Source organism: Defluviimonas aquaemixtae (genome assembly GCF_900302475.1).
In the GTDB taxonomy this organism is placed as follows: domain Bacteria; phylum Pseudomonadota; class Alphaproteobacteria; order Rhodobacterales; family Rhodobacteraceae; genus Albidovulum; species Albidovulum aquaemixtae.
In genome coordinates this window covers 2,398,980-2,410,600 of sequence record NZ_OMOQ01000001.1, presented here as the reverse complement: position 1 = coordinate 2,410,600, position 11,621 = coordinate 2,398,980, and the positions used below count along the sequence as shown (strand labels likewise).

Genomic DNA, 11,621 nt, shown 5'->3' with positions numbered 1-11,621 from the left:
CACGCGCGCACCGGGCTCGAGGACAACGTGCGTCTCGACAAGGAGCGGCTCGCGCCGTCGAACGCGGCGCTCGTTCGTCGAGTGACGGAGCTTTGCGAAAAGTACGACCGACCCGTGGCGACTTGGCAAGCCGCGCGTGCACTGCTTGAGCTGGCTTAGCGCGTAGCCATATCAGACCTTGGTCGCCCGCATGCGAGGGTGATTGAGTGATGTCCCCGCGCCGTAGCGGCTCGCGCCGCGCGCCCCACAGCCCCCGGCAGATCAATGTCCGATAAGACGCGGCACGATGAGAGTGAGCGCCGGGATCATCAGGATCAGGCCCACCCGGACGAACTCGGCGGCGAGGAATGGCAGCACGCCGCGGAAGACAGTGGCCATCGGCGTGTCCTTTGCGAGCGACGAGATGATGAAGACGTTGAGGCCCACCGGCGGCGTAATCAGCCCGAGTTCTACGACGATGAGCGCCAGGATGCCGAACCAGATCTTCAGGCTGTCGTTGTCCATCCCGAAGGCGGCGCTGTCCGCCGTGACGAAATCCCCGCCGTTGAGCGCTATCAGCGTTGGCCAGAAGAATGGTACGACGACGAGAATCATTGCGAGGCTCTCCATGAAGCAGCCGAGGACAATGAAGATCACCAGCATGATGATGAGCACGCTCATGGGATCGAGACCGCTTGTCGCCGCCCAGTCTGAAAGAGCTTGCGGCAGGCCGGTGCGGGTGAAGAAGCCCTTCAGCACTTCGGCACCGAACAGGATCAAGTAAATCATGCCCGCCGTGATCGCAGTCGACCGGATCGCACTTAGCAGACCTGAGAGTGTCAGACCCTCGCCCGTCACGCCGCGCAGCACAAAGCCGTAGACCGTGATGACGAAGACCCCGATCGATGCCGCCGGGGTCGGGGTAAACAGGCCGAAGCCAAGGCCTAGGATAATCGCGCTGAAAATCGCGATTACCGGCACGAGCCGTCGAATCGCGATGCGCCGGGCTTCGCGCTCCATCGGCCTTGGTGCGGGCGCGAGTGTGGGATTGAGCCTGACCAGCACCGCAATTACGAGGATGAAACCCAGCACTGCAAGCAGTCCGGGAAGGACGGCTGCCTGGAACATCTTGAGGATCGAGCCCTCGACGATGATCGCATAGATGACGAGCGCGACCGAAGGCGGGATCAGTATTCCAAGCGTGCCGCCGGCCGCGAGGGCGCCCGAGGCGAGCCGCGGCGAGTAGCCCAACGCCTTTAGTTCCGGCAGCGCGACCTTGCCCATCGTCGCGGCGGTAGCGAGCGACGATCCGCAGACCGCGCCGAACCCGCCGCAGGCCGCGACCGCAGCCATCGCGACGCCGCCACGGAGCCGCGACAGAAGCGCCTCGAGCCCCTTGAAGAGATCGCTCGACAACCGCGCCTCGGCCGCGATGTAGCCCATGAGAACAAAGAGCGGCACGACCGAGAGATCGTAGTTCGCCACATTCTCCCACAAGAGCGACTTGAATTGACGGAGATAGGGGACGAAGCGGATATGGCCTACAACTAGGCTCAGCACCCAGGTTCCTCCGACGCCCACGGTGATCATCGCGATTCCGACCGGCATCCGAAGGATCAGAAGGCCGAATAGAAGGAGAAGTCCGAGCATGCCGATGGTAATCGGATCAGGCATGTCTCGCGCCTTCGCCGAGCTGCGACATCGCCACAAGCGCCCAAAGGATCATCGACGCGATGCCGGGCAGGTAGAACGGCCAGACTGGCCAGCCAAGCACGCTCGTCAGCACGCCGTCGGCGCGCGCTTCAATGAGGCCGTAGATCATCCAGTAGGCCAGAAACAGGGCCATGCCGGCGGTCAGGCCAAGCCAGGCGCGGTCGATCTGGCGCCGCAGCACCTGAGGCATCCGTTCCATGAAGAGGTCCACCGAGACGTGACCGCGATGGGCCTGGCAATAGGGAAAGAACATCAGGGCGGCACCACTGATCATGAGCTGCACGAAGTCCTCGTAGCCCGGCAGTCCCGCCACATCGGCGCTGAAGAAGGCCGCGATGCGGTCGAGGATGAATGCCCCGGCATTCGCAGTCGTGACGCCGACGATGATCAGCAGGATGGCGCCGCCAAGCACGGCAAAGGCATCCGCCAAGCGCCCCAGAATGACGGGCATGGCTCCCTCCCTGACTCAGGTAGTTCGGGTCGGGGACGGTACGGTCCCCCTGGTATCCGGATCAGTTTCCGGCCTTCGCGGCGGCCACGGCCGCGCGAGCCTGTTCGACGATTGCCGCGCCGTCGATGCCGTTGGCTGTCACTTCGTCGACCCAGCGGCCCACGACGGTTTCGTTCGCCGCGTTGAACTTGGCAGCCTCCTCTTCCGACACGACGATCCTCTCGACACCGGCCGAGGCGAGAACATCGATTCCACCCTGCTCGAAATCTTCCCACATGGCACCGATCTCGGCTGATATGTTGGTGCGGGAATTGGCATCGATCACCGCTTTCAGATCGTCCGAAAGCGCCTCGTAGACATCCTTGTTCATAGCTACCATGAAGACGGATGTGCCAAGGCGCCCTCCGTCCGGCAACTCGGTCGTGAACTTATCGAGCTCCTGCAGTTTCAGCGCGGGCGCAATTTCATATGGGATCAGCGCGCCGTCCACAACGCCTTTCGACATCGCCTCGGGCAGCGCCGGGACCGGCATGCCGACCGGCTCCGCGCCCATTGCCTCGATGACCCAGGCGCCCGAGCGGCTGGGCGTGCGTAGCTTCTGGCCGGCGGCATCCTCGAAGGTGCGGATCGCTGTCGTCGCCGAGTGGATGAGATTGCCGTCATGGGCATGCAGGAACAAGACATGCACGTCCTTGAAATCTTCGGCGAGCATGTCGAGCGAGGCGTTCAGCGCGATCGTTGTGTCGGTCGCAGACCCGGCATGGACGAGGGGAAGTTCGAACACTTCCGTGCGCGGGAACACGCCAGGTGTGTAGCCGAGAAGTGTCCAGACGATATCGGCGGTGCCGTCGCGAACCTGTCCGTAAAGCTCGGTCGGCTTGCCCCCCATAGACATCGCCGGGAAGATCTCAATGGCTATGCGCCCGCCACTGTCAGCCGACACCTTCTCAGCCCACGGCGCGAGCATCACCTTGTGGGCATTCGCGACCGGCGGCAGGAAATGGTGCAAGGTAAGCGTCACCTCTTGAGCCGGCGCTGCCGAGCCGACGACGGAGGCCATGGCGGTGGCGCAGATGAGCTTCAAGATCCGGTTCATTTCATCCTCCCTGGGGACGTGTCGGACATACGGCGTTTTCAATGTGCGTCCTTATTGTTGACGCTCATAGTAGCGCTGCGACAAGCGATACTCACGCTATTTCATGGCAATCCTCTGATATCGAATGGTTCCTTTGCCAGGTCGGACGGACCGACATGCGACCCGACACGATCCGCAGCAGCGATTTGACATGGACGAGGCGAGACTGGCCACGGGTCGGACTGCGTGTCTGATCGCTGTGTAGCGGACCGCCTGATCCGGCGATTGCGGCCGATTTTGGCGCAGGACATCCGCTCGCATGGGCGGACGCGGGCGGTTCAATAGGGCAGTCCGGTGTAGTTGATGGCCATGGTCGCGCGTGCACTTTGGAGCGTCTCAAGCTGGTGAAGCTCGCTTTCCTGGATTTTCTGGTCGAAGTCGCTTTGATCGGGGAATCGGTGTAGCAGTGAGGTCATCCACCAGCTGAACCGCATTGCGCCCCATATGCGCGTCAACGCCCGGTCCGAGTAGTGGTCGAGCGCCTGGACATCGCCATTCAGGATCGTCGCGGTCAGCGCCTCGTAAAGATAGCGCACGTCCGAAGCGGCAAGGTTCAGGCCCTTCGCTCCGGTGGGCGGAACGATATGGGCTGCATCGCCGACAATGAAGAGCCGGCCCCAGCGCATTGGCTCCGACACGAAGCTGCGGAGCGGCGCAATGGATTTCTCGATTGACGGGCCAATCTCCAGCGTCGCCGCAACGCTCGCGGGCAGCCGCCTCTTTAACTCCCCCCAAAAATCTTCGTCGGACCAGTCCTCGACCCGGGCACTCGACGGCACCTGAATATAGTAACGCGACAGACTGTGGCTCCGCATTGATGCGAGAGCGAAGCCACGCGGATGGTTTGCGTAGATCAACTCCTTGGCGGCTGGACGAGTGGGCGACAGAAGGCCAAGCCAGCCGAATGGATAGACCTTTTCGAACTCGTGGCGGACGCCCGCCGGGATCGTCGGTCGGCTGGCGCCGTGAAAGCCGTCGCACCCGGCGATGTAGTCGCAGTCGATGCGCTGGGGCGCACCGTTCTTTCGAAACGTCACGCTCGGCGCGTCGCCATCAACTCCGTGCAGCGCGACATCCTCCGCTTCGTCGATAATTGTCGCGCCGATTGCGTCCTGCGCGTCGTAGAGGTCCTTTGTCAGCTCCGTTTGCCCATAGACCATCACCTGCGCATTGCAGCCTTCACTGAAATCTACGCGGAACATACCGTGCGCGGTGGACAGGTTGCAGCCGTCATGCGGCAACCCTTCGCGGTCCATCCGCGCCCCGGCACCCGCCTCGCGCATGAGTTCCACCGTGCTCTGCTCCAAGACGCCCGCGCGGATGCGGGCCAGTACGTGGGCCCGTGAGTGCTTCTCGACGAGAATTGTCGCGATGCCCGCCCGGTTCAGCAACTGTGACAGCAGAAGTCCGGCCGGACCGCCCCCTATGATGGCAACCTGTGTCTTCATGCCGGTTCTCCCGATCGCGCTCCATTGGTGATCATAAGACACGACCTGGCACGAAAAACGCAAAATGCAGAGCGATGACTGGCAGTAGTCGAAAATGCATGCGGCCGATGATTTCGGCGGTTCAACCGGGCCGAGATCGACTATCGGAAGGGCTTCAAGGACCCGGTCCATTTCTGCCGCGCGGATAGCTGGGGCAGGCGCGCGGTTACGGCTCAGGGCGATGTTCCGACTTCGCCACGGGCGGGAACCGAAGCTCCGCCCGCAGCCCCGGCGCGTTGTCGACCAGCGACAGTTTGGCGCCGTGCAGGTCGGCGATCACCGCGACCAGACTGAGGCCGAGACCGCTCCCCGGCGTCGTCCGGCTCGTCTCCAGCCGATAGAGTCGGCGCAGGGCGTTGTCGCGTTCAGCTTCCGGGATGCCGGGGCCGGTGTCGGCGACGCTGAGCACCGGCTGGCCCGCCTGACAGTCCAGCTCCAGAGTCACGACTGTACCGGGCGGGGTGTGGCGGAGCGCGTTTTCCACCAAATTGGCGATCGCCTGACCGAGAAGCGTCTTGTCTCCCGAGACTCGCACCGGCTCAGCCGGCCTGCTGCAGACCAGCCGGTGACCGCTTTCTTCGGCCGCAGGCGTGTAGACCTCGGCGAAGGTCTCGGAGAGCGCCGCGATGTCGACCTCGGCAAAGCGCGCGCGAGGCGAACCGCCTTCGATCTGCGCGATCTGCAGGAGCGCCTGGAAGATCGCGACAATCCGGTCGGTCTCGGCTGTAGCTTGGTTCGCGATCTCGACCGCCTCGGATGGCAGCCGCTTGTCATCCTTCAGCCGGTTGAGCATGACCGAGACGCGCTGGATCGGAGTCTTCAGGTCGTGCGCGATATCGGCGGAGACCTGGCGCAGCGCCGACACCTGCGCCTCCTGCGAGACAGCCATTCGGTCGATCCGCTCGCCGATCCGGGTCAGGTCGTCGGCGCGCCCGGGAAGCGTCGGGACGCGCGCCTTCAGGTCGCCTGCCGTGAGACGATCGAGCGTCGTTTCAAGCGCATCGAGCCGACGGGCCGAGCGACGCGCTAGCAGCAGCCCGCCGCACAGTGCGATTGCGGTTGTGGGCAGAAGGCTGAACAAGAAGACCCGGATGAAGGTCGCGCCCAACTCGTCGACCGGAGCGGCGCTGAACGCGATGGTCATGAGCCCGCCGCGCAGCCGCTCGGTCAGGGTAAAATACTCCCCGTCGATCTCGCCGCTACCGTCTCCGGTAGTGCTGCCGAGGGCAATGGCACGGAATCCCTCCCGTTCGGGCAGCAGCGCGGCGTTGCCTGCGACGAAGCCGCCAGGTGCGAGATAGCTCAGAATTTTTTGCTTGGGATCGGTGACCGAGGATTGCGAGCGCACCAGCGCCGACAGCGCCTCGGCCGAAGGCGCAGCACGGAAACCAGTCATCTCCTGCACCAAAGAGTCGTTCAGGGATGTCAACATCGCAGAGCGGGTGATCGTATAGGTGGCGGCGAATGTTAGAAGGAACACGATCGCGAAAAGCGCGATCAGCGCGACCGTAAGCCTGAGCGGGGTGGACTCCAGGATGGACGATCGCTGACGGGCCACCGGCTCAACCCTCGATCCGGTAGCCGGCGCCGCGGATGGTCTTAATCAACTCGTGGTCGAAAGGCTTGTCGACCTTCGACCGCAGCCGGCTGATATGGGTTTCCACCACGTTGGTCTGAGGGTCAAAGCTGATGTCCCACACCGCTTCGAGCAGCATGGTGCGCGTCTGCACCCGGCCCTTGCGGCGCAGCAGATGCTCCAGAAGCGCGAATTCCCGCGGCACCAGATCAATTTCGACGCCCGCGCGGGAGACCTTGCGTCGGATCAGATCCATCTCAAGGTCGCCGGCGCAGAGAACCGTCTCTTCCTGCGCGATCTGTGGCCGCCGGGCCAGCGCCGCGATGCGGGCGGAAAGCTCGCCGAATGCGAAAGGCTTGACGAGGTAGTCGTCCCCGCCGGCATTCAGTCCGTCGATCCGGTCGTCCACGCCGCCGAGCGACGTCAGGAAGAGGACCGGCGTATGGTTCTTCGCCCCACGCAGGATCTTGATGAGTGACAGCCCGTCGATCCCCGGCAGCATCCGGTCGACTACGAGCACGTCGTAGGGCGTTGCCGAGGCGCGGATCAGACCGTCGCGGCCGTCGGGCACGAGATCGACGACATGACCCTCCTCCCGCAGGCCCTCGGCGATGTAAGAGCCTGTCGTCCTGTCATCCTCGATCACGAGTATGTGCATGTCAGTTCCGTGCCGTGCGTTCCCACCAACAGGCCTCTGGCCGCCACCGTCTCTTACCCGGCGTCCGACGGCCCCATGACAGCAAACGTATGCCTGCGCCCGCCCTTGGCAAGTCTTTCGCGGCCTCACTCACGCCGCCCTGCACCGATTGACCTAGACTTTTCGGCTGGCGCCACCGGCAGGACAGGCATCGACGATGTCCGTCCCACGATGTCTCCATCACCAGTAATTGGCGACTGCACCTCAAGCTTGAATTGCGGTGTGACTACCTGTTCGTAAGGCGCCATCACAGCATCCATCACAGGCGCGTGACATTACGAATCTGTATAGCTCCGATCATCCGAACGGCAGGCGGGCCGGCCACAATCCTGCCAAAGAACCCGTGATCTGGAGCAGATTCATGCAAACCAAAATACACCGCGCGCCTCGCGTTGCCGCCACCGTACTGGCTGCGGCGCTCGCCACCACGAGCCTTACCGTCATTGCGCCTTCGGCTGCGATGGCGGTTCCCGTTGGGGGGTATGCAGACCTTGTCGCCAAGGTCTCTCCCGCAGTCGTCTATGTCGAAGTGACCGCGAAGGCCGCACCTGCCAACGCCGAAGGCCAGATGCCGGAAGGCTTCCCCCTTGAAGAATTCCAAAGGCGGTTCGGGCTGCCGCCCGGGATGATGCCGGACATGCCGGGAATGCCCGGCACGCCGAACGGACAGGCGCAGCAGGGCGTCGGCTCCGGCTTCGTCATCTCCGAGGATGGTCTGATCGTCACCAACCAGCACGTTGTGGACGGCGCCGAGACGGTGCGGATCAAGTTCGCCGACGGGACAACCCTCGATGCCAATGTCGTCGGCACTGATCCGCTGACCGACATCGCGCTTCTGAACGTCGACGCCGACAAGCCGCTTCCGACGGTCAAATTCGGCAATTCCGACTCCGTCCGGGTGGGCGACGAGGTCATTGCGATGGGCAACCCCTTCGGTCTGGGCGGCACGGTCACCTCGGGTATCGTTTCCGCCAAAGCGCGCGACATCCAGGCCGGGCCGTTCGACGACTACATCCAGACCGACGCAGCCATCAACCGGGGCAACTCGGGCGGGCCGCTCTTTAACGCGGATGGCGAGGTCATCGGCATGAACACCGCGATCTTCTCGCCCGACGGCGGGTCGATTGGGATCGGCTTCGCGGTGCCTTCGCAGATGGTCAAGACGATCGTCGACGACATCAAGGACGACGGCAAGATCGATCGCGGCTGGCTTGGGGTACAGATAAAACCGATGTCCGACGAAGTGGCCAGTGTGCTCGGCTACGACGCGGCCAAGGGTGCGGTCGTCGAAAGCGTGATGCCGGATAGCCCTGCGGCGAAGGCGGGCCTGAAATCCGGCGACATCGTTTTGAGCTTTGCCGGCAAGCCCATCAACGAGGTGCGCGACCTGACACGCGCGGTCGCGGGCGAGGCACCGGACACGGCGGCGCAGATCGAGCTGCTGCGCAGGGGTGAGCGCCTGACGCTCGACGTCACGCTCGCAAACCGCAGCGCGCACGACGCCTGATCCCTTCGTCAGCGGACCGCCGCAAGTCCCCCTTGTACTCGGGTTCCGCTGACGATGCCCGCACGCGCGGGACGCTCATGCCCCGGCCCCTCCGCCGGGGTGTGAGTCCATAGTGGTGGCCTTGCGCTGGTGACGCCGATCACAGCACGGGCGCCCCTAGGCGGAACAAACCCTCGAGTACGCGGCGCGGCAGACCAGCCTCAGTCAGGCCCTCGGTTGAGCGCTCCGCAAGGCCCTGCGCCCAACGCTCCAGGGCGCCGACTGAACCCGCATCATAGACAAACAGCGCGAGTTCGAAGTTCAGAAGCATCGAGCGGACATCGAAATTGGCAGAACCGACCCACGCGGTATCGTCGATCAGCCCGGCCTTGGCATGAAGCATTCCGCCCGAATAGCGGAATACGCGGCATCCCGCTTGCCCCAGCTCGCGCAAATAGGGGCCGCGGGCATGGTCGGCGCTCCACTTATTCGAGCGGTCCGGGATCAAGAGACGGACCTCCACTCCCCGCCGGGCGGCGACGGCCAGCGCTGCGCTGTGCGCTTCGGTCGGCACCAGATAGGGTGTGGCGATCCAGACCCGGCGCCGCGCATTGTGGATCGCATTTGTGAGCCCGTCGTGCAGGACGTCGCCCGGCTCATCCGGCCCCGAGGGGACAAGCTGCAATACCGCGTCCTGATCCGCTATTGACCAGCGAGCCCGTCTTGACTGCTGAGCATGTCCCCTCACGTCCCAGTCGGAAGCGAAGACATCGAGGAAGTGCTGCACGACCGGACCGGTCACGGTGAAGCTCAGGTCGAGCCATCGCCCCTCGGGTGGCGCGAGATAGACGTCGCCGATATTGCGTCCGCCACCCCAGACCACGGAATTGTCCGCGATGACAAGCTTGCGGTGGTTGCGCAAGTTCATGTGACCGTTATCCGGCGGATGGACGAATGGAGAGAAGAAGCGCAACTGTCCACCCGCCTCGGTGAATTCGGCGAGCGCGCGGCGCGGACGCGTCAGCGTGCCGAGCCTGTCGAGGATCAGCCGCACCGCCACGCCCTCGCGCGCCTTCTCTGCCAGCAGACGGACTAAGCGGCGGCCCGAACTATCATTGTCAAGGATGTAAAACTGCAAGTCTAGGCTAACCGTCGCGCCGGCGATGACGGCGTCGAGTTCCGCCAAGGCCCGCTCGGCGGTGTCGTGCAGGACAAATCCGTTCCCGGCAGTCGCCGCCGGAGCGCCGAGCCGGGCGAGGGTTTCCGCAGTTGAGTAGTCTTCTGCAGGCGGCGCAGCGGGTTCGCTGAACTGGATCGCGGGGAAGCGCGACCCTTGCTTGCGAAATCCGAGCATGAGGAAAATCGGGATGCCGACATAGGGCATGACGATGATGAACAGGATCCACGCGGCGGCGGATTGCGGCGTCCTGCGCTGCTGGAGGACGAACACGACCGCCAGCGCTGCCGCGAGCACGCCGGCGACAATCAGCACATATTGGTTGAACAAGTACACTTTGTCGTCCGCTCCGCTACTCCAATCGGCATCGCCCCCCCGTCCGGTCGGCGGGATTCGCCTCGACCCGTCCGGCGTCGCCCGCCATCAGGACATGATGACCTCCAAAAAGGCAATCGCCAGCAGAGTCTCCCGGTTGTCACGTGTGAGGTCGATGGGGGGACTCTGGGCAGTCGGCAAGAAACCGCGAGTTGGCGTCGAGCCGGTGAGCCGCCCAGTCGTGCATCCGAATGAACGGCCGCGCGTGGCCGCCCTGAACCGCAATAAGCCCGGCTGTCCTGTCGGTGACTATTCCTTGGCCCAGCCCGGCAATTCCGTTGCGGGCTGGATCTGCCCCGTGCATGCCCCGAATCCGACCCTGTAGTCCTTGCCGTGCGCCGCCCCGCGCAAGGTCAGCGTGTCGCCATCCTCCAGAAAGCTGCGCGTCTCTCCACCATTGAGGTTGAGTGGTTCCTTGCCGCCCCAGCTCAGCTCCAGGAGCGAACCGCGGCTGTCCTTGCTCTGTCCGGAAATGGTGCCCGAGCCGAGAAGGTCGCCAACCCGCATCGGGCAGCCCGAACTTGTGTGGTGGGCCAGTTGCTGCGCGGCGGAGTAGTACATCTCGCGGTAGTTGGTCCGGGCGATGACGGTTTGCGCCCCACCATGCGGGGCGAGCGCAACCTCAAGGTCGATGTCGTACAGCATTGGTCCGGTTTCGCGAAGATAGGGAAGCAGCAGTCGCTCCCGCTCCGGCGTCGATATGCGGAAGGGCTCCAGCGCCGCCTTGGTCACTATCCAAGGTGAAATTGTTGTAGCCGTTGCCTTGGCCTGGAAGGGGCCGAGCGGTTGGTATTCCCAGGCTTGGATGTCGCGCGCCGACCAGTCGTTAAGCAGGACGTAGCCGAAGATCATCGCGTCGGCCATCGCGACCGAAACCATGCCCTCCGACGGCTGCCCGACGATCGCGCCCAGCTCGAGCTCGAAGTCGAACCGCGCCGACGGCGCGAAGCGCGGCAGGTCGTCGTTCGGCCCCTTGAGCTGCCCCCACGGCCGACATACGCGCGTGCCCGAGACCATGACGGATGAGGCCCGCCCGTTGTAGCCGATGGGGATCGACAGCCAGTTCGGCGGCAGCGCGTTCTCAGGGCCGCGGAACATGGTGCCCACGTTGGTGGCGTGGTGCCGGCCGGCATAGAAATCGGTGTACTCGGCGACGCGGAAGGGCAAGTGCAAAGTCGCCTCGGACATGGGGACGGAACAGGCCGTCACACGGTCCTGAACATCCTCGTCCATCCCCTCGGACAGCATCATCGTCAGGACCTGACGGTAGGCGTACCAGGCGCTCGGTCCCAGCTCCATGAAGTCGTTCCAGAATGGCGTGTCGAGCACGTCGGCCTCCGGATCGGCGCGCAGGATTCCGGCGGCTTCCAGCCCGGTCGCGTCGACGATCCGGTCGCCGATGGCGACGCCGCAGCGCAGGTCGCCGTCACCGACGGAGAAGACACCATGGGGCAGGTTGTTGAGAGGAAAGTCGGTCGCAGCACTATTGGCGCTTTCGACCCAGCTTTTCTTCATGCTCATCGTTTCATCCGATCCGCAGGCGAA

The 11,621-nt window shown here is 64.1% G+C and carries 10 protein-coding genes; 2 read left to right on the top strand and 8 right to left on the bottom strand.

Annotated elements, in window-relative coordinates:
- A partial coding sequence (locus DEA8626_RS11755) for a 3-keto-5-aminohexanoate cleavage protein (RefSeq protein WP_146188866.1) occupies window positions 1-159 on the top strand: 159 nt, incomplete at its 5' end.
- A gap of 102 nt (window positions 160-261) precedes the next feature.
- On the opposite strand, the gene DEA8626_RS11750 is transcribed toward DEA8626_RS11755, so the two are convergent.
- From DEA8626_RS11750 to DEA8626_RS11725, 6 genes are all read right to left on the bottom strand, one after another.
- Window positions 262-1,653: a TRAP transporter large permease gene (locus DEA8626_RS11750; protein ID WP_108853239.1), complete on the bottom strand. Its 1,392-nt coding sequence runs from the start codon at window positions 1,651-1,653 to the stop codon at window positions 262-264.
- Window positions 1,646-2,143, bottom strand: coding sequence for a TRAP transporter small permease (locus DEA8626_RS11745; RefSeq protein ID WP_108853238.1), 498 nt, complete (start codon window positions 2,141-2,143; stop codon window positions 1,646-1,648). Before DEA8626_RS11745 ends, DEA8626_RS11750 begins: the two co-directional genes overlap by 8 nt.
- Window positions 2,144-2,204: 61 nt before the next feature.
- Window positions 2,205-3,239 (bottom strand): TRAP transporter substrate-binding protein, encoded by a 1,035-nt coding sequence (locus tag DEA8626_RS11740; protein ID WP_108853237.1) that lies wholly within the window; start codon window positions 3,237-3,239, stop codon window positions 2,205-2,207.
- Between the two features lie 317 nt (window positions 3,240-3,556).
- Window positions 3,557-4,726 carry a 4-hydroxybenzoate 3-monooxygenase gene (gene pobA, locus DEA8626_RS11735; protein WP_108853236.1) on the bottom strand — a complete coding sequence of 390 codons (1,170 nt, stop codon included), beginning with the start codon at window positions 4,724-4,726 and terminating at the stop codon, window positions 3,557-3,559.
- A 205-nt stretch (window positions 4,727-4,931) separates the two neighbouring features.
- Window positions 4,932-6,323 (bottom strand): sensor histidine kinase, encoded by a 1,392-nt coding sequence (locus DEA8626_RS11730; RefSeq protein ID WP_108853235.1) that lies wholly within the window; start codon window positions 6,321-6,323, stop codon window positions 4,932-4,934.
- 4 nt (window positions 6,324-6,327) lie between these two features.
- On the bottom strand, window positions 6,328-6,999 hold the full coding sequence (locus tag DEA8626_RS11725; RefSeq protein ID WP_108853234.1) for a winged helix-turn-helix domain-containing protein: 672 nt from the start codon (window positions 6,997-6,999) through the stop codon (window positions 6,328-6,330).
- Between the two features lie 400 nt (window positions 7,000-7,399).
- On the opposite strand from DEA8626_RS11725, the gene DEA8626_RS11720 reads away from it, so the two are divergent.
- Complete coding sequence (locus DEA8626_RS11720) at window positions 7,400-8,545, top strand: Do family serine endopeptidase (protein WP_108853233.1); 1,146 nt, start codon at window positions 7,400-7,402, stop codon at window positions 8,543-8,545.
- A 139-nt stretch (window positions 8,546-8,684) separates the two neighbouring features.
- On the opposite strand, the gene DEA8626_RS11715 is transcribed toward DEA8626_RS11720, so the two are convergent.
- Both DEA8626_RS11715 and fahA read right to left on the bottom strand, forming a co-directional pair.
- Window positions 8,685-10,037, bottom strand: a complete 1,353-nt coding sequence (locus tag DEA8626_RS11715) for a phospholipase D-like domain-containing protein (RefSeq protein WP_108853232.1) — start codon at window positions 10,035-10,037, stop codon at window positions 8,685-8,687.
- 288 nt (window positions 10,038-10,325) lie between these two features.
- A complete protein-coding gene (gene fahA, locus DEA8626_RS11710; RefSeq protein WP_108853231.1) occupies window positions 10,326-11,597 on the bottom strand; it encodes a fumarylacetoacetase in 1,272 nt (423 codons plus the stop codon).
- Window positions 11,598-11,621 lie beyond the last annotated feature (24 nt).

Excerpts from the sequence above, each read along its gene's own strand:
- DEA8626_RS11750 (WP_108853239.1), bottom strand. The coding sequence starts at position 1,653 with ATGCCTGATCCGATTACCATCGGCATGCTCGGACTTCTCCTTCTATTC.
- DEA8626_RS11745 (WP_108853238.1), bottom strand. The coding sequence starts at position 2,143 with ATGCCCGTCATTCTGGGGCGCTTGGCGGATGCCTTTGCCGTGCTTGGC.
- DEA8626_RS11740 (WP_108853237.1), bottom strand. The coding sequence starts at position 3,239 with ATGAACCGGATCTTGAAGCTCATCTGCGCCACCGCCATGGCCTCCGTC.
- pobA (WP_108853236.1), bottom strand. The coding sequence starts at position 4,726 with ATGAAGACACAGGTTGCCATCATAGGGGGCGGTCCGGCCGGACTTCTG.
- DEA8626_RS11725 (WP_108853234.1), bottom strand. The coding sequence starts at position 6,999 with ATGCACATACTCGTGATCGAGGATGACAGGACGACAGGCTCTTACATC.
- DEA8626_RS11720 (WP_108853233.1), top strand. The coding sequence starts at position 7,400 with ATGCAAACCAAAATACACCGCGCGCCTCGCGTTGCCGCCACCGTACTG.
- fahA (WP_108853231.1), bottom strand. The coding sequence starts at position 11,597 with ATGAGCATGAAGAAAAGCTGGGTCGAAAGCGCCAATAGTGCTGCGACC.